This is a genomic window from Paenibacillus hexagrammi (genome assembly GCF_021513275.1).
Taxonomy (GTDB): Bacteria; Bacillota; Bacilli; order Paenibacillales; family NBRC-103111; genus Paenibacillus_E; species Paenibacillus_E hexagrammi.
Window position 1 is genome coordinate 4,827,602 of the sequence record NZ_CP090978.1, and the last position, 17,295, is coordinate 4,844,896.

At 48.7% G+C, this 17,295-nt stretch carries 14 protein-coding genes and 3 pseudogenes; 10 read left to right on the plus strand and 7 right to left on the minus strand.

All coding sequences use genetic code 11. The features are described from left to right. Positions 1-143: 143 nt before the first annotated feature. Positions 144-1,403, plus strand: a complete 1,260-nt coding sequence (locus tag L0M14_RS21825; RefSeq protein ID WP_235118669.1) for a methyl-accepting chemotaxis protein — start codon at positions 144-146, stop codon at positions 1,401-1,403. A gap of 101 nt (positions 1,404-1,504) precedes the next feature. On the opposite strand, the gene L0M14_RS21830 is transcribed toward L0M14_RS21825, so the two are convergent. After that, entirely contained in the window at positions 1,505-3,304 is a 1,800-nt protein-coding gene (locus tag L0M14_RS21830; protein ID WP_235122996.1) for a M3 family oligoendopeptidase, read from the minus strand. Positions 3,305-3,455: 151 nt separating this feature from the next. On the opposite strand from L0M14_RS21830, the gene L0M14_RS21835 reads away from it, so the two are divergent. From L0M14_RS21835 to L0M14_RS21845, 3 genes are read left to right on the plus strand one after another with little or no spacing between them, the layout of a single operon-like run. After that, the gene (locus tag L0M14_RS21835; RefSeq protein WP_235118670.1) at positions 3,456-3,623 is read left to right on the plus strand and encodes a YycC family protein; all 168 of its coding nucleotides are present in this window, start codon (positions 3,456-3,458) and stop codon (positions 3,621-3,623) included. Positions 3,624-3,626: 3 nt separating this feature from the next. Further along, a complete protein-coding gene (locus L0M14_RS21840) occupies positions 3,627-3,863 on the plus strand; it encodes a hypothetical protein (protein ID WP_235118671.1) in 237 nt (78 codons plus the stop codon). Between the two features lie 36 nt (positions 3,864-3,899). Beyond that, on the plus strand, positions 3,900-5,009 hold the full coding sequence (locus tag L0M14_RS21845; protein ID WP_235118672.1) for a GGDEF domain-containing protein: 1,110 nt from the start codon (positions 3,900-3,902) through the stop codon (positions 5,007-5,009). Between the two features lie 84 nt (positions 5,010-5,093). Here L0M14_RS21845 and L0M14_RS21850 read toward each other — a convergent pair whose 3' ends face one another. Together L0M14_RS21850 and L0M14_RS21855 are read right to left on the minus strand one after the other, a co-directional pair. Continuing rightward, a complete protein-coding gene (locus tag L0M14_RS21850; protein WP_235118673.1) occupies positions 5,094-5,792 on the minus strand; it encodes a DUF2225 domain-containing protein in 699 nt (232 codons plus the stop codon). A 47-nt stretch (positions 5,793-5,839) separates the two neighbouring features. Further along, positions 5,840-6,232: a globin domain-containing protein gene (locus L0M14_RS21855; RefSeq protein WP_235118674.1), complete on the minus strand. Its 393-nt coding sequence runs from the start codon at positions 6,230-6,232 to the stop codon at positions 5,840-5,842. Between the two features lie 294 nt (positions 6,233-6,526). Between L0M14_RS21855 and ylbJ the strand changes: the two are divergent. From ylbJ to L0M14_RS21875, 4 genes and pseudogenes are all read left to right on the plus strand, one after another. Further along, a pseudogene (ylbJ, locus tag L0M14_RS21860) lies at positions 6,527-7,767 on the plus strand (sporulation integral membrane protein YlbJ). A 46-nt stretch (positions 7,768-7,813) separates the two neighbouring features. Continuing rightward, the gene (locus L0M14_RS21865) at positions 7,814-8,311 is read left to right on the plus strand and encodes a DUF3417 domain-containing protein (protein ID WP_235118675.1); all 498 of its coding nucleotides are present in this window, start codon (positions 7,814-7,816) and stop codon (positions 8,309-8,311) included. Next, positions 8,256-10,370: an alpha-glucan family phosphorylase gene (glgP, locus tag L0M14_RS21870; protein WP_235118676.1), complete on the plus strand. Its 2,115-nt coding sequence runs from the start codon at positions 8,256-8,258 to the stop codon at positions 10,368-10,370. The genes L0M14_RS21865 and glgP overlap by 56 nt, the downstream gene beginning before the upstream one ends. Positions 10,371-10,712: 342 nt before the next feature. Then, positions 10,713-11,526 (plus strand): annotated as a pseudogene (locus L0M14_RS21875) (NAD kinase). A gap of 64 nt (positions 11,527-11,590) precedes the next feature. Here the strand turns inward: L0M14_RS21875 and L0M14_RS31195 are convergent. The 4 genes from L0M14_RS31195 to lipA form a co-directional block, all read right to left on the minus strand. Next, complete coding sequence (locus tag L0M14_RS31195) at positions 11,591-12,406, minus strand: ATP-binding protein (RefSeq protein WP_260115378.1); 816 nt, start codon at positions 12,404-12,406, stop codon at positions 11,591-11,593. Continuing rightward, a complete protein-coding gene (locus tag L0M14_RS21885; protein ID WP_260115379.1) occupies positions 12,370-13,782 on the minus strand; it encodes a PAS domain-containing protein in 1,413 nt (470 codons plus the stop codon). Before L0M14_RS21885 ends, L0M14_RS31195 begins: the two co-directional genes overlap by 37 nt. A 356-nt stretch (positions 13,783-14,138) precedes the next feature. After that, a complete protein-coding gene (locus L0M14_RS21890; protein ID WP_235118677.1) occupies positions 14,139-14,450 on the minus strand; it encodes a YutD family protein in 312 nt (103 codons plus the stop codon). A gap of 42 nt (positions 14,451-14,492) precedes the next feature. Continuing rightward, positions 14,493-15,368, minus strand: coding sequence for a lipoyl synthase (gene lipA / locus L0M14_RS21895; protein ID WP_235118678.1), 876 nt, complete (start codon positions 15,366-15,368; stop codon positions 14,493-14,495). Between the two features lie 290 nt (positions 15,369-15,658). On the opposite strand from lipA, the gene larE reads away from it, so the two are divergent. Beyond that, on the plus strand, positions 15,659-16,507 hold the full coding sequence (larE, locus tag L0M14_RS21900) for an ATP-dependent sacrificial sulfur transferase LarE (RefSeq protein WP_235118679.1): 849 nt from the start codon (positions 15,659-15,661) through the stop codon (positions 16,505-16,507). Beyond that, positions 16,504-17,287, plus strand: a pseudogene (gene larB / locus L0M14_RS21905) (nickel pincer cofactor biosynthesis protein LarB). The gene larE and the pseudogene larB overlap by 4 nt, the downstream one beginning before the upstream one ends. Positions 17,288-17,295: the final 8 nt, after the last annotated feature.

Genomic DNA, 17,295 nt, shown 5'->3' on the forward strand with positions numbered 1-17,295 from the left:
CCTCTCAAAGAGCCAACTTCTCTGTAAAATTTTGCTCATTTATGTCGGATTATTGTAGAATGTTTGCCGATACAATGATATAATTTCAAGCATAACACCTAGATCCTGCATACATGTATATATTTGACAGAGGAGTCGGTAGAATGAAATCATTATCATCACTGTCCTTTAGAAAGAAACTGCAGATCGGTTGTTATACAATAATCGGTCTAAATGTTATCTCTCTCCTAGTTCTTACAATTGTACCTGATTGGAACCGCTTACTTGGAATCATATTCCTGGTTCTGATGGCCGTTGGCAGCTACCCCTTTATCCGCTTATTTGAGAAACAATTAACGGAGCCGGTGGCAGAACTGTCTCGAATCGCACTCAACATTTCCAAGGGCGACTTCTCTCAAAAGGTACAAGTCACTTCAGACGACACGCTCGGACAGCTCGGACAATCCTTCAATAAAATGATCGATAAGCTGAGGGACATCCTGCAAGAAACGAATACCATCACCAAACAGGTATTTACTTCCAGCAGAGATATTTATATGAAGAATGAAAATTTCCGCACCGTCTTGGAACAGGTAAGTATATCGGCTCATGAGCTTGCTTCCGGTGCAGGACAAATCTCTGAAGAGGTATCCAGTGCATCCATGACGGCTAAGGATATTGAAAGTAAGATCCAGGTCTATGCCGATTCTGCCGGCGAAATGAAACAACGATCGGATCAAATGATGACCCTGGTTGATAAAGGACGTAACTCTGTTGACAGCCAAGGCACGGGAATGAAGCGTAACGTCGAGGTAACCAAGCAGGTATCCGAAACGATCGACATGCTGGCTAAGCAAGCTGCCGGTATCGGCAATGTAACAAGATCCATCTCCGAGATCGCAGAACAGACCAACCTGCTCTCTCTGAACGCCTCCATTGAAGCGGCTCGTGCCGGTGAACACGGCAAAGGCTTCGCTGTCGTCGCCCAGCAGGTCAGAAAGCTCGCCGAGGAGTCGACTTCGCTCACGCGTGAGGTGTTCGGCTTCGTCAAGAGCATCGAACAAGGTATTCAAGAAGCTATTCGCAGTATTCAAATCAACGAAGATGTCGTGAAAAAGCAAACCGTACTTATTGACCAGACGGAAAAAGTGTTTGCCGAAATCGTCGGCAGCGTCGGCTTTATCTCGGAAGAGATCACCCGCCTTGCTGATGAGAGCGCCAATATGCTAAGCAATTCTCAAATTATTGCAGCGTCCATGGAGAACATATCCGCCATCACCCAGGAGTCAGCTGCTGGAACGGAAGAAGTCTCCGCTTCCATGAACGAGCAAATTGCTACGGTTCAGGATATCGTCAAGCAGGCCGAAGATATGACTCGCGTGGTCACCCAGCTGCAGCAGACAATACAAATCTTCAAAATCTAAAGTAAGAGAAATAGAGAGCAAGGCAGATTTTATGCCATGCTCTCTTTTTTGTTGATAACGTAGTCCACTCCGAGCTTCAGTAGCTTTTCTCCAAGCGCCCGCTACGCTTGCTCCGCAGTCAGCTTCATAAACTGTTCTACATCGGCAATGGCCATATCGACGGCCTTTTGCCAGAAATCAGGCTGCGTCAGGTCTACACCTAGGTGCTTTTGCGCAAACTCTTCCACCGTCATACTGCCCGTATCCCGGAGCAATTCCACATACTTGTCTTCAAAAGCAGGACCTTCTTCAACGGCTCTTGCATAAATACCCGCGCTAAACATGTACCCGAATGTGTACGGGAAATTGTAAAAAGGCACATCCGTCGCGTAGAAATGCAGCTTCGAGGCCCAAAAATGAGGATGATAGCTGCTCAGCGCATCCTGAAACGCCTCTTTCTGCGCACTTAGCATCAACTCATTTAACCGTTCTACACTAACAAGTCCTTTACTGCGCTCCGCATAGAAGTTGGTCTCAAAAATAAACCGGGCATGGATGTTCATGAAGAAGGCAATCGAACGCTGAATTTTATCCTCGAGCAGAGTAATGCGCTCCTGATCGGAAGTCGCGCCTTTTACCGCCGCGTCGGCGACAATCATTTCTGCAAAGGTAGAGGCTGTTTCGGCCACGTTCATTGCATACTCTTGAGCTAGTGCCGGCATATCGTTCATAACATGCTGGTGGTAGCCGTGTCCAAGCTCGTGCGCAAGTGTGGAGACGTTGTTGGCCGTCCCCCCGTAGGTCATGAAAATGCGCGTTTCTCCCGCAACTGGGAAGGAAGTACAGAATCCTCCGGGGCGCTTGCCTGGTCGATCTTCCGCCTCGATCCATCTCTTTTCAAAGGCTTGCGCAGAGAACGCTGCCATCTTAGGACTGAATCGTTCAAACTGCTCAATGATCAGCTTCGCGCCTTCGTCATAGCTGATTGTCTTAGCGGAATCGCCGAGCGGAGCATCGACATCTGCCCATGCCAGCTTGGGAACACCCATCAACTGGGCTTTTCTATTCAAGTAATCAACAAAGATGTGCTTGCTGCGGTCAATCGTATCCCACATGGCATTTAGCGTCTGTTCCTGCATGCGGTTGATCGCAAGCGGTTCTTTATGGATGGAATTCCAGCCACGATGCTTATACACTTGCAAACGAAATCCAGCTAAGTGATTGAGTGCTTCAGCGCAATAGTCGGCCTTATCCGCCCATGCTTGCTCCCACTGATCAAACAACCGCAGACGTTCTTCGCGATTTTCGGTGTGCAGCTTGTTAAAGGCCTGTCCTGCCGAGAGTTCCAGCTTCTGTCCATTCTCCTCAACCGTCATTCGGAACTGGCCGACTGTTGTGTCATACAAATCGCTCCAGCCGTGATACCCATCTACGGACAAATCATTAATTAACGCTTCCAGTTCAGGAGACAGCTTCTCTTTTGCCAGCAAGCGGCGTTCATTCAATGGAAACGCAATCGAAGTAAATGGCTCCTGATGAAGCAGCTCATGCCAAACTTGATCGGGAATTCCCGTAAGGATCTGGTCGAACAACGTCAGGGAGGATAAATATTCGGCATAGAGGCTCTTTACCTGCCCGCTTAATACAGCAGCCTTCTTATCTGCCTGATTATCGGCCAGCAAACAGCCTACGAATGACTCCGCCTCATGGACATTTTTTAGAATCGTTTGCAAAAGTTTAACAAGCTCAGCGAGACCATCCGTATCGGACGCTTGCTGCGGGGAAACGGCTGCTCGCACTTGATTTTGAAATGATGATATTGAGCTCTTCAGTTCCTGCAAAAAGGCGGAAAACTCGGCAGATTCGCTGCCTCCCGGGAAGAATGTATCCAGATTCCATGTTTGATTTAAAGGTGTTTGCAGCACAACAGATCACCTGTCCTTTCCTTATCTTCATTAAAACATACTCGCGGGTCAATTTCCAAATTCCTGAAGGGTCATTGCTTCCAAGTAAAAATTGTGTTATCAATTAAAGTATTGAACGGTATGTTTGAAGAGAAAGGTGAAGATTGCTATGAAACCGTTACAAATTTCTCCAGAGACCGCACAGAAGCTGGCTGAGCAGCTCAAGGTCCCTCTCGAGCATCTCATGCATATGCCTCAACATATTTTACTTCAAAAGCTTGCGGAGCTTGCCAAGAATCTCCCCTCCGACAGCGACAACGGTCAGAAACCGGAGTAGACCTTGATTCCATTCGCAAACACATGGCCTTATGACATCATCATGAAGGATATTTATGTAGCGGAATGTCCATTTTGTCATAGCCCGAATGTGCTGCTGCCGCTCAGAATCCACGAACTAGAATCGATCCATGAAGGTAAGAAAAAGCTGCTTGTATTCCCCTGCTGTCACAATAAAGTGACGGTTATTGATACGGACCGCGATTACTTATTGACGGACCAGGCGTTACGAAACAGGTAGTCGCAGCTTCCGGGCTTAAGGAGTCGAATAGCCCTTATGAATGAATACTTGATCCCTCTAACTAGCGCTTGCACCTTAGTCACTCTGAATTACATCGCCATGAAAATTCGCAGCAGGATGATTATCGAATCCTACGAAGAATGGCTTGCACCACTGTTTACCGGCATAGCGAGCATCATGATGATGCTCGAGCCGCTGCCGGAGCCTCTGGGACTCGTCGACCTGCGTTCCTTGCCCATATTTATGGCGGGACTGCGCTACGGACCATTAGCTGCGGTACTGTCCACTCTGCTGCCCGGTTGTTATGGCATACTTGCACACGAAGATCAACCGTATATGATGGTAGTTCAAGAATTACTTTCCCCTGCGCTGCTTTCTTCCTTGTTCTACAACCGCTCATATCGAAGCGCTTTCATGGATATCCCTATTCGTCACAGTCTGCAATTATGTATCCTTGTCTTTTTCATTCGGCTTCTTACCCAGTTCTATCATCATCCGATTCTTACGTGGGGTTATGCTCTAAATCAGTTATTCATGCTGCTGACAACCATCGTTACCTTCATCATCTTGGTCGTGATGGTTAATGATGAGAACAGGAGCTGGCGTCTGCAGCGCCAATTAGAGCTACAAGCCAATCAAGACGGCTTGACCCGGCTGCCAAACCTGCGCAGCTTCATGACGATCGCTAAGAAAACGCTTACTAAGCGGGCCATTTCCATCTTTATGATTGATATCGACCACTTCAAACAGTTCAACGATCAATTCGGTCACCTGGATGGGGATCAGCTGCTGCGGGATATGGCATCCATTTTGCGGAATTCCATTCAAGAACAGGATTATATAGCCCGATACGGAGGAGAAGAATTTATTCTCTTAAGCACAGAGACTTCCCCTGCGGTACTCGAGCATTATGCGAACCATCTTTGCCGCACGGTAGCCCACTACTTTTCTGAGACAAGCACTCTGTCTATCAAGCCGATTACCATCTCGATTGGCATATCCACAGCACGGGACCTCCATGATGATCTGCAGCGTATTGTAGGTGAAGCCGATCAGGCTCTTTACCTATCCAAGAAAACAGGAAAAAACCGCTATACCCTCATGGATTCCGCCAAGCAGCAGCAAGCACAAAAAAACGCTTATTGATTTCGGATGCATTCGATTGCATCCAAGTCGATAAGCGTTTTTATTTGGGGCCTTGCAGCACAATAAGTGCCCTTATTCTTAATCTTATGCATGTTTCATCTCTTCAGGCAGCACCATGCGTCTGGCCAGCATATCTTCACGAGTAGCCATCCACTGCTCACGGCTTGCCCGGATCATGCCTGCGTCCATAATCTTACGGTCGTTAATAATACGCGAGAACCATTTGACCGCTTCATTGTAGCTGCTCAATCTTCGATTCAGCTCACCCATCAAATACATGAGTTTGGCATTATTCAGATCCAAGCCTTCTGACTCGTACACATTCACATATGCATCCAGTGCAAAAGCAAGGAACCTATTCTCCTGCTCGGTATCCTCCTGATAGCGGTACAACCACGCGATATGGTGCAAAAGACCTGCAACCACTCTTGGCTTCTCATCCTTGATCTGCGCGCTTAGCAAGGCGAGCTTATAGCTGAGCATGGCGTCTTCCGAAGTACGCTCCCCATTAAAGCTCCGCATGGTCCAGTTCTTCGCCACTCGTTCGTGGAACGCTTCCTTCTGTGCTGGATTCCATTTATCAGAAAAATTCTCGGTATGCGCATATCCGCAGAACGGGCAAATTCTTACCACATAAAAGTCAGGATTCAAGTCTTTATAGTGCACACAAAAATCAGTATCCGTCTTCTTCGCCTTCTTGAAGCTTGGGCGCACCTTGGAAGTCTGAAAGGAATTGCTGCAGTAAGTGCAAGTTACACTGATTTCATAGAGTGGCTCAACCATAATTCTCCCGTCCTTCTAAACGTTGTTAATCCTTATAAGTAAGCGATTCAGTCCGAATCCGATGTATTGATAAAATGATAAGCCGGCCCTTGCAGCCGTTCTAATAAAAAATCCTTAAGATCCTGAGGCATCCCAATGTCATTCATTGCCGCTGACATACAGCCCAGCCATGCATCCGCCCGCTCCTTGGTTACAGGAAAAGGCAAGTGCCTGGCCTGCATCATCGGATGTCCGTATTGATCGGAATAGAGCGAAGGCCCTCCGAAAAATTGACTCAAAAATAAATACTGCTTCTCCATGACCGGATGAATATCCGATGGGAACAATGGCGCGAGCAGCGGGTGCTGCTGCACTCGAGGATAAAAGGCTTCCACAAGCATGCGTACCGTCCTCGCGCCTCCCATGATGTCATATATGGTTTCTCTTTTGTCCTCTGTCATGATCTAGTAGCTCTCCCAATCCTCATCCGCAGCAGTCATTAATGTCTCTTTAATAACAAACACAAAAGCACATACGACGATTCCGGCAATAACACCTGTCATATGGATCACTCCCGCGGACTATGATATAAGACTTTACGCATGAACTGCGTCAATTGACTTAGTGCTATTTTACCATAAACCCTAATAAATTTCAGTACCAAAGTCCAAGATTTATCGGGCGGAATGTATGTCCATCCCGACTCATATAATTCACTGTAAACTTAAGGCGGATTCCCAAGGAGATGCGTCCCTATGCAAAAAAAGAATCTTACAGCGGCATTTTTCATCGCATTCACAATCATTGCGATTTGCATATGCTTGCTCGTATTCCCCAAGGAGGGCCTCGATGCCGCTTTGCGCGGGGTTGCCATCTGGTGGGACGTGCTCTTCCCAGCACTGTTCCCGTTCTTCGTCATATCCGAAGTCCTGCTTGGCTTCGGAATCGTACATTTTTCGGGACGCTGCTCGATCCGATGATGCGGCCTGTTTTTCGAATTCCCGGTATCGGCGGATTCGTCATGGCCATGGGCTTCGCGTCCGGGTACCCGATCGGGGCCAAGTTGACCTCCCAGCTCTGGGACCAGAAGCTGGTAAATCGTGAGGAAGGCGAGCGGCTGGTCGCCTTTACAACGAGCTCGGACCCGATTTTTCTCATCGGGGCGGTGTCGGTTGGATTTTTTCCACGATGTGAGTCTGGCCGTCATCCTGGCGGCCGCACATTACGGCGGATCCGTACTCATTGGCATCCTGATGCGCTTTCACGGCAAGAAGAGCGCGCCTCCTCCAAGTCCACCTCCCACCGCGGAAGGAACAATCTGGACCAGAGCCTTCCGCGCTATGCACGCAGCCAGATTGCAGGACGGCAGACCGATCGGGCTGTTGCTTAGTCAAGCCATTGTGCAATCGCTGGGTTTAATGTTTGTCGTCGGGGGCCTTGTGGTGTTCTTCTCCGTTGTCCTGGAAGTATTGACAGCCGCTCAGGTCATGAATGCGATGTATGTCCTGGTCCGTACTCTGCTAACTACCTTTGGACTTCCTAATGAGCTATCGCGTGCGGTCATGAACGGATTATTCGAAGTAACACTCGGCGCCAAAGCAGCAGGCACCGCTGCAGCCAGCCTGGCGCTTTCCAGCAAAGTCGCCATCGCAGCTTTTATCTTGTCATGGGCCGGATTATCGGTGCATGCCCAGATTGTTAGTCTGCTGAGCCATACCAACCTGCGCTACTGGCCGTTCTTAACAGCCAGATTCATCCATGGCCTGCTCTCCGCTGCTATTGTGCTCGTTATTTGGGAGCCTATGCAGCAGTTCCGCGGGCAGTCAGCCGTCTTTTTGCCGGAGTATCAGGCGGCCTCCCCCTCTCCAGCTTTATGAAGCTAGCGTTTCCATTGAGCGGAGGGCTCTTCCTTTCCGTATTTGCAGTCATCGTGCTTCTGTTTGTCGCATACTCCTTTCTTAAACTGATGTATGAAAAGGTGGGTGGATCAAGATAATATGGATAATCAGGAAAATTCAAACAAAGGAAGAGGACATCAAGATATGCCAGCTGCTTTAACGAATGAATCAAGAACGCTCCCCCCTGCAATACATCGTCTAACAGATCTATCTTATAATTTATGGTTCAGCTGGAATGAGGAGGCCCTTAAGCTTTTTAAGAGCATGGATCCCGTCAAATGGGAGCAATCTGGACACAATCCGGTTCAACTGCTGCAAGAATTGGAGCCCTCCCGGTTACATGATCTTTGCCAGGACACCGCATTTATGGAAGCCTACAAGCGTATCATTTCAGAGTTCGATCAATATATGAACGGAGCTTCATGGTTTCAGAGCTCTCATCCTGAGCAAAGCTTTGTGAAAATTGCTTACTTCTCCGCTGAATTCGGATTTCACGAATCACTCCCCATTTATTCAGGCGGACTCGGAATTCTTGCGGGCGACCACTGCAAATCAGCTAGCGATTTAGGCGTTCCGCTGACAGGTATTGGACTCTTATATAAAAAAAGGCTACTTCACGCAGAAATTAGATTCAGCAGGTAATCAGCATGCGGAATTATTCCAATATGATTTTTCAAAGCTCCCGATTCAGCCGGCAAAAAAAGATGGGAAAGAACTGATGATTTCGGTTAATATGCCGGGCAGAAAGATCGATTTGCAGGTATGGAGCGCACAAGTTGGCAGGATTACTGTATACTTGCTTGACGCTGATCAGCTATCCAACCGCTACGAAGACAGGGAACTGACCTCCCAATTGTATGGAGGAAATCAAGACATGCGGATTGCTCAGGAAATTCTTCTGGGTATCGGGGGAATCAAGGCCTTACGGGCTCTTGGCATATATCCGAATGTGTATCACATCAATGAAGGCCATGCTGCATTTTTGACACTAGAAAGATTGAAAGAGCTGCTGCATCTGGGTCTTCCCTTTCATGTGGCAGTGGAAACCGTACGCTCAGCTACAGTATTTACGACCCACACGCCGGTACCGGCCGGACATGACGCGTTTCCCTTAGGGATGGTCGAGCATCACCTGGGTCCGCTCTTTTCTGAGATGCCGGCCCATAAGCAAGATATTCTGAATCTTGGCCTTGATAAGGCCAAAAACCTTTTCAACATGACACACCTGGCTATGAATACCTCCGGACTTCGCAACGGTGTCAGCAAACTGCACGGGCAAGTTTCGCGCGATATGTTCCGAGAATTTCACGGCAATATCGAGCCAGGTGAAGTTCCCATTGATTCCATTACAAACGGTGTTCACATGGACACATGGACGGCCGGGGAATGGAAAAAGCTGTTTCATCAGTATCTTCCGGAATCTTGGAGCGACCATCAATCCAATATCCAACAGTGGCAGGCTGTTTCTATTATTCCGGATGAATCCATCTGGCATGTTCACCAGCATCTGAAAAGCGAGATGATTGGGTTTGCAAGGCTCAATCTCATGGAGCAGCGCCGGCGCAACGGTGAATCGGAACAGCGGATACAAGAGGTACATCAATATTTGAATCCTAAGGCTTTAACGATCGGTTTTGCCCGACGTTTTGCTACTTATAAGCGTGCGAACCTCATTTTCAACGATTTAGAGCGGTTAAACAAGCTGCTCAACCATCCGGAACGCCCGGTTCAACTGATCTTTGCCGGAAAAGCCCACCCTGCCGACCACCCGGGGCAAGATTTAATTCGGGAAATCTACCGAGTATCTCAAATGAAGGAATTCGCTGGGAAAATCGTGATGCTGGAAAATTACGATATGAACATGGCACGTTACCTGGTGCAAGGTGTCGATGTCTGGCTGAACAATCCGAGAAGGCCGCTGGAAGCAAGCGGAACAAGCGGGCAAAAAGCCGCCATGAACGGTGTGCTGAATTTCAGCGTGCTAGACGGCTGGTGGGAAGAAGGCTATGACGGAACAAACGGTTGGGCAATCGGATCCACGGGTGAAGCGGATTGGGATACACAGGAAAGAGAGAATACGGATGCGATTTATCGAGTTCTGGAGCAGGAAATTATCCCTCTTTACTACCATCAGGGGGAGGTTCCGCATTCGTGGATCAGCCGTATGAAACACTCGATACAAACCCTTGCTCCGGTCTACAATACCCATCGTATGGTAGAAGATTATACAACGATCACCTACCTGCCGACGGCAAACCGCTCCCTTCGCTTCGTAAAGAACGGTTATGATCTAGCTACGAAGGTAGCCGACTATAAGCAATTCATTAAACAGAATTGGCATCATGTGAAAATATTGTCCGTAGAAGACCGTGCAGCCAAGAAAACAACAGAGGTGCTGGCAGGTAGTGAAGGACCTCCCGCCAAGAAGGAGATCACCGCTGACGTTTATTACGGCCCCATTTGGCCGCCTGACACTGCGGTTGAAATCATCTACTATGAAGAAAAAGACGGCAGCTGGGAGCAAATGATCGTGAATATGCAGCCTACGGGCGATTTTTTGGAACAAATACAAAGGTTTAAAGCTTCGATCCCGGCTCATTTGATTCATGGACCTCACTTCTCGGTCCGCGTAAGACCTATCAGTCCGAACTTTATCCATTCGTATGAGCTTCCGATTGTGACCACCACTCTGCAAAGATAAGAGACAGCCCCGTTTGGAGCTGAGTTTGTTGATAAAGTAGGGAACATTCCGAGCTACAGTAGATTTTCTCCGAGTGCTGTTGGCATTTTGCTATTCGATTGGAATAAAAGCTTTCTAAGGTGATAACAAAACTGTCAAAGGCACCCGCTACGCTTCTCCGAAAACTACTGAGTTCTCCATGTACCTTTATCAAAAGACTGAGCCCCGTTTGGGGCTTTTCTTATTTCATTTAATTGATTATTATGAAAGTAACACTGGCGTTATGTTCGGTGCCCAAGATGAATGTAATTCCGCCTGATTGGCGATGCTAGGAATTGGAATAAGCTGCTAGGAGGAAGGCACTTGAAATATAATGTGATTGACCGGGGCGATGAAATTTCACAGGAATTGGCGGAGCGATTTCATTTTATCGCCTCTCATCACGGTATGCCCAGAGACGAAGAAAGCCCGGATATTGTTCTATCCATTGGCGGCGACGGTACGATGCTTCAGGCATTCCATCAATATGTCCACCAGCTCGACACCATCGCATTTGTTGGTATACATACAGGACACTTGGGGTTCTTCGCAGATTGGAAGCCTGGGGAGCTGGACCACCTTGCTGCGCTCATGCTGAACATCGCAGGACCTGACGAGCTTCGCGTGGTTCAATACCCGGTTGTCGAAATTGAGATTACGACAGCTTCCGGCGTTGAAACTCATTTGGCTCTTAATGAGTTTACACTTAGGGGCATCGAGGTTTCCTTGGTCGCCCAGCTGCACATCAACGATGAAATGTTCGAAATGTTCCGGGGGTGACGGTATCTGCATCTCATCGCCGGCCGGAAGTACCGCCTACAACAAAAGCTTGGGCGGAGCGATGGTGCATCCTTCCCTGGAGGCCATACAAGTTGCAGAGATCGCATCCATTAATAATCGCGTGTTCCGAACTCTCGGGTCTCCCATTATTTTGCCCAAACACCACCACTGTGACATCTATCCTAAGGCTAATCAGAACATGCTTCTCTCGCTGGACCATCTCTACATGCAGCGCAGCGATGTCATCTCCATACGCTGCCGCGTAGCGGCAAGTACGAAAGTAAAATTCGCCCGCTTCCGGCCGTTTCCATTTTGGAACAGAGTCCGTGAGGCATTTATCGGTTACGATGTCAAATAGTCGTACGTCAAAAAGCTCGCTTCGCACGTTTTTTAGAATCGTGTGAACCGAGCTTTTTTTTGTATCAACGATTTTGGTCAAAAGCGGGAAAGCTCACACGAAATACTGTGCCTACTCCCTGCTGACTATGAATGTTAATGGAGCCATTGTGCTGCTCTACAATCTTAAAACTGACCATGAGCCCTAGCCCGTTGCCGGATTCCTTGGTTGTATAAAAAGGCTCTCCTAGACGATGAATGGAGGCTTCCGGCATGCCGCCGCCCTGGTCCGTAATATGTACCTCAACCATGCCGTCCTGCTGTACGAGTTCAATGCGGATATCTCCGCCTGCCGGCATCGCTTCAATTGCATTCTTTATGATATTGATGAACACTTGCTTCAATTGATTCTCGTCACCGACGATAGGTGACAGCGATATGGAGGATAGCTCGCTCACTAACTGTACACCGTTAAGAATCGCTTGGGCTTCCAACAATACGATTACCTGCTTCAGCACGATTCTCAGGTCAATCTGCCGTTCTAACATGCTCTGTTCCGGTTTGGCCAGAATCAACAATTCCCCGACGATTAGCTCGATCCGATTAATTTCATCCAGCATAATCTCGAAATACTCCTTCTTTCCTCCGGACCCCGAACGTATGAATTGAAGAAAGCCTTTCAGCGCTGAGAGTGGATTTCTGATCTCATGAGCAATTCCGGCAGCCAGCTGTCCCGCGATGTTTAACTTCTCGGAGGCCTTCAGCAGCTCCCGCGTTTGATTGCGTTCCGTAATGTCACGCACGATCGTATGTACCGCAGGTTCATTCTTGTAAAGTGTAGGGAGTGATTTCATTTCGACGTCGATTACGGCGCCATCAAATCGAACACACTGAAGCTCCACCAGCTCGGATGACCCGTTTCGCTCCACAGACTTGAACTTATTGAATAGCCCCTGTGTGCTGCAGACAGAGGAGCTTTGGGAAGCATGTTCCAACAGCTTTTCTTTGGAGGGGCTCCGAATAGCTGTACGGCAGTTTGGTTGACATACAGCCACTTCCCGCCTGCACTAATGATAACCGCATCCGGTGAATTCTCGACTAATTCCCGGTAACGGTATTCCTGTTCCCTAAGCTTATCCTCCGCTGCTCTTCGAGTTGTTATATCTCGGGCAATGCCCATAATCTTATCAAACCGGCCTTCGTCATCCCGTATCACTTTCATGAACGACTCAAACCACAAATATGTACCGTTCTTGTGACGCAGCCGCAGCATATGCAGAGAAACATCGGCCTCTTCAAATAAGCTTCTATCTATCACTGCAGCTCTATCCTCTTCGTGCATCAGAAAGAGCGAGGATGTCCCTATGATCTCTTGCTGGCTGTAACCCAGCAACGCTCGTATGGAAGGGCTTACATATTCAAAATCGCCTTCGGCAGATACATACGAAATCAGGTCCTGGGCATGTTCTGTGATCAAATCGAACATGGCTTTATTGCGCCTTAGCTGGTCCTCTTGCCGCTTCTGTTCTGTAATATCGCGAAATACGTTCATCGTTTCAACGAACTCGTTTTGCTCATTTCTGAGTATTTTGCAAGCAGACTCCATCCAAACATAGCTGCCGTTCTTGCAGCGCAGCCGAAATCTCCCAACGCTGCGCTCCGTCATCCGGGCCAGATCCTGAAAGTAATTCTGGATAAAAGCTCTGTCTTCCGGATGGACATAAAGCCAGTAAGGAGCTCCCGTTAACTCCCCCGTCTCATACCCAAGAATCCCTTTCACAGCAGGTGATACATAAAGAATATTACCTTCTGATGAGATCCGGCAAAAAATATCTAACGAATGCTCCAACACATGCAGGCAGTTATTCAACCAAGCTGCACCTTGACCTTGAAGCTGTCCTTGATCCTGATCTCGAGAAGCCCTAGCTTCAGTTTGTATATAAATGAAAAAACGCTGTTCATCTTGTTCCGTGTGCAAAGAAATATCCATAATTGCTTCTATGGAGTGCCCCTTCTTGTGCATCACCTGAGTACGCAGCTGACCGCTTTGCTGGAAACCGCTTGTAAGCGCAGATAGAGCGAATGCCGCCCTCTCTTGTTCCTTTTGATGCAAAATCATGTAAAGGGTCATTGTCAGCATCTCTTCTTCCAAATAACCGCATATTCGGCAGAATGCTTCATTCACATAGGTAAAACGACCCTCCGCATCCACGACACCGATTCCATTGGGCGCTTTGTGGATCATGCTTTCCATGGGCAATTGCTGTGGCATCCTCATTCTCGTACTCCCCATCATTTGCTCTTTGCTCAATTGGAGTTGCTATTCTTATCCAAGCATAAGACGAAAGTAACGAATAATCAATAAAAAGAAGAAAAAAGTAAACCCTGCGAAAGGAATTTCGCAAGGTTTTTTCTTTGGGTTCCGATAAAATCCGTTCCATTACGAGCTTCAGCAATTTTCTCCGATCGCTGTTGACAGGTTGTTGTTTCATTGTAATAAAATCTTTCTATAAGGTAACAACAATCTGTCAAAGGCGACCGCTACGCTTCTCCGAAAACTGCTGAGCTCTCCATTATTCTTTATCGGTAAGTATAAAAAACCCTGCGAAAAATTCTTCGCAAGGTTTACTGCAGTCAGCCGGACGTAGCCGCTGCCTGCGGGGTCTGGGTCTTGTTATTTACTTTTTCGATAATAAAATAGGCACAGCCAAAATTGCAGTATTCATTGAGATAATCCTGCAGAAAAGCAATGGAACTTTCCTTGGTAACCTTAGGATGATTTTCCTTGAAGAATCCCCTCAACCGCAATTGGTTGTAACCCCAATCCCCAACAATATAATCATAGCGTTCCAGCACTTCGCTGAACCGGTCCCGGAACACTTCAAAGTTCCATCCGTTCTTGTGGTCGGTTACGATCTCATAAGTTTTGTTCGCAATGTGGATCATGGTAGGAAAATGGACTCCTTTCTAATGATCCGGCACAGTGCCTTAGGCCTTCGAGGCGGATTGAACCTGCTCATGCGCATGATAGGAGCTTCGGACCAAAGGTCCTGATTCCACATGCTTGAAGCCTCTGCGCATGCCCTCCTCTTTCAGCTGTGCAAACTGCTCCGGTGTATAATATTTCTTTACTTCCAGGTGTGTTGGAGATGGTTGCAGATATTGACCAATCGTCATGATATCGCAATCCACAGCTCGAAGATCGTCCATCGTCTGAAGCAGTTCATCCCACTCTTCGCCGACACCAATCATAATACTTGACTTCGTTGGAATATGAGGTGCTATGCGCTTGGATCTTTCGAGAAGCTCCAGCGATCGGCGGTATTTCGCTTTGGAACGGACACGGTCGGACATGCGTTCGACGGTTTCCATGTTGTGGTTCAGAATATCCGGTTTCGCTTCCAGCACCGCAGCCAGCGAGGCTTCACGGCCCAGAAAATCCGGAATTAACACCTCTACGGAGCAAAGCGGCATTTTGCGGCGAATCGCCTTGATCGTCTCAGCAAAAATCATCGCGCCGCCGTCTTCCAAATCATCGCGTGCGACGGATGTCACAACGCAATGCTGCAGCCCCATCTGCTGGGCGGCATCCGCTACGCGCTCAGGCTCCTGCAGATCCAGCTCGGTAGGAAGACCTGTCTTGACTGCGCAAAATCGGCAAGCTCTCGTACAAATGTCCCCGAGAATCATAAATGTAGCCGTGCGATTCGCCCAGCATTCATGAATGTTCGGGCACTTGGCTTCCTCGCAAACCGTATGAAGCGTCTTGGATCGCATCATGGATTTCAATTCTTTAAAATTCTCTCCGGTATTCAGCTTAATCTTAAGCCAGTCTGGTTTTCTCTCTATCGGTTTTGTAGGCATTGTAACTACCCGCCTTTATCGTTGGTTTCGCATTTCTCTCATTATAGCATGAATGCTTAGAGAAACAATCCACTTTGCTCTTCAGTTATGATACACTAATCTAGGAGTCTGTCCGACGGAGTTACTTGGGTGCATACCGGGTCAACAATGACCGCAAACATGCCGCTAACGCCGCATGTTTACTGTCATTGTTGCATACATATACCTTCGACTGCATTCATCGGACAGACTCCTAGGTGACCAAAACAGCTGCAGAGAAGTTAAGATAGGCTGTATGGGAGGGAAAATAGATGAGCATTTCTGAAGCGACGCGTGCCAAAGACGCGCGTTTAGGTCAAATCCTTAAAGAAATGGGCCGTGTATTAGTAGCCTTTTCGGGGGGAGTAGACAGCACGTTCGTATTAAAACGCGCCAAGCAAGAGCTGGGCGATCAGGTACTAGCAGTCACAGCCGCATCTGAGACGTTTCCTTCAAGGGAGTTTGATGCCGCAGTCGAGCTGGCGGAGCAACTGGGCGTCGCAATGCACAAGACAGAGGTTAAGGAATTAGAGAACGCGAACTTCGTCGCCAATAATCCGGACCGCTGCTACCACTGCAAGACCGGGTTATATTCGCATTTGCAGCAATTAGCCAAGGAACTTGGCTATCCCTATATTTTGGACGGATCCAACGTAGATGATCTGGGCGACTACCGTCCCGGCCTTCAGGCTAAGAATGAACAAGGTGTGCGCAGCACTTTGCAGGAAGCAGGTCTCACGAAGGAAGAGATCCGCCAGCTGTCCAAAGAGCTCGGGCTGCCTACCTGGGATAAACCTTCTTTCGCCTGCCTCTCCTCGCGTATTCCTTATGGAACACGCATCGAGAAGTGGAAAATCGACCAGCTGGATGAAGGTGAATTTTTCCTGAGCCAATTGGGACTATACCAGGTTCGGGTCCGACATCATGACAAGATCGCCCGAATTGAAGTCATGCCTGACGAGATTCATAAGGTGATTGAGCACCGCGACGCGATTTATGATAAGTTTACCAAGCTCGGCTTCAACTATGTGACGCTTGATCTACAGGGCTATCGTACGGGAAGTATGAATGAAGTCTTGTCCAAAGAAACCAAAGAAAAGGTGAAAGAAGCATCCTTATGATGGATTTGGAAAAAATACTAAAGCTCGTTCAAGCGGGCGACTTGGACGTTGAAGAAGCTAAACGGCAGATCATTAAAGACGGCAGCGCGTCGGGAGAAGGCAACGCAACTGCGGACATCGGCTACGCGCAGCTGGATATCGAGCGCGAGAAGCGCACTGGCTTCCCCGAGGTGATTTTCGGGGGAAGGCAAGACGCCCGAGCAGCTCGTGGGGATTTTCCAGCGGCTGCAGGAGCACACCGACCGCGTGCTTGCCACGCGGGTCGACGCGGCTAAAGCCGCTCATGTCGTAGCTGCCGTGGAAGGCGTCAGCTACCACGAAACCGCGCGGGCGCTCACCTGGTTCAAGCGCGCGCCGCAGAAGGTCCACGACGGCTATATCGCCGTCGTGTGCGCCGGAACCTCCGACCTCCCCGTGGCGGAGGAGGCCGCTCTTACGGCGGAATGCCTAGGCAGCCAAGTCGAACGCGTGTTCGACGTCGGCGTTGCCGGCATTCACCGGCTGTTCCGCCGGCTCGACCTCATTCGCGGTGCTAACGCGATTGTGGTCGTCGCCGGCATGGAGGGCGCGCTGACGAGCGTCCTCGGCGGGCTTGTCGCGAAGCCGATCGTCGCTGTGCCGACGAGCATCGGCTACGGCGCGAACCTCGGAGGCGTCGCGGCCCTGCTCTCGATGCTGAATGCCTGCTCGCCGGGTATTTCCGTCGTGAACATCGACAACGGCTTTGGAGCCGGTTATTATGCCGGACTAATTAACAAGAATATGTCTAAAAAATCGTAAAGTAGGTA

What these genes read in the sequence shown, in the direction of transcription:
- L0M14_RS21825 (WP_235118669.1), top strand. Translation starts at nt 144, where the DNA reads ATGAAATCATTATCATCACTGTCCTTTAGAAAGAAACTGCAGATCGGT.
- L0M14_RS21835 (WP_235118670.1), top strand. Translation starts at nt 3,456, where the DNA reads ATGAAACCGTTACAAATTTCTCCAGAGACCGCACAGAAGCTGGCTGAG.
- L0M14_RS21845 (WP_235118672.1), top strand. Translation starts at nt 3,900, where the DNA reads ATGAATGAATACTTGATCCCTCTAACTAGCGCTTGCACCTTAGTCACT.
- L0M14_RS21850 (WP_235118673.1), bottom strand. Translation starts at nt 5,792, where the DNA reads ATGGTTGAGCCACTCTATGAAATCAGTGTAACTTGCACTTACTGCAGC.
- L0M14_RS21855 (WP_235118674.1), bottom strand. Translation starts at nt 6,232, where the DNA reads ATGACAGAGGACAAAAGAGAAACCATATATGACATCATGGGAGGCGCG.
- L0M14_RS21865 (WP_235118675.1), top strand. Translation starts at nt 7,814, where the DNA reads ATGCCAGCTGCTTTAACGAATGAATCAAGAACGCTCCCCCCTGCAATA.
- L0M14_RS21885 (WP_260115379.1), bottom strand. Translation starts at nt 13,782, where the DNA reads ATGAGGATGCCACAGCAATTGCCCATGGAAAGCATGATCCACAAAGCG.
- L0M14_RS21890 (WP_235118677.1), bottom strand. Translation starts at nt 14,450, where the DNA reads ATGATCCACATTGCGAACAAAACTTATGAGATCGTAACCGACCACAAG.
- lipA (WP_235118678.1), bottom strand. Translation starts at nt 15,368, where the DNA reads ATGCCTACAAAACCGATAGAGAGAAAACCAGACTGGCTTAAGATTAAG.
- larE (WP_235118679.1), top strand. Translation starts at nt 15,659, where the DNA reads ATGAGCATTTCTGAAGCGACGCGTGCCAAAGACGCGCGTTTAGGTCAA.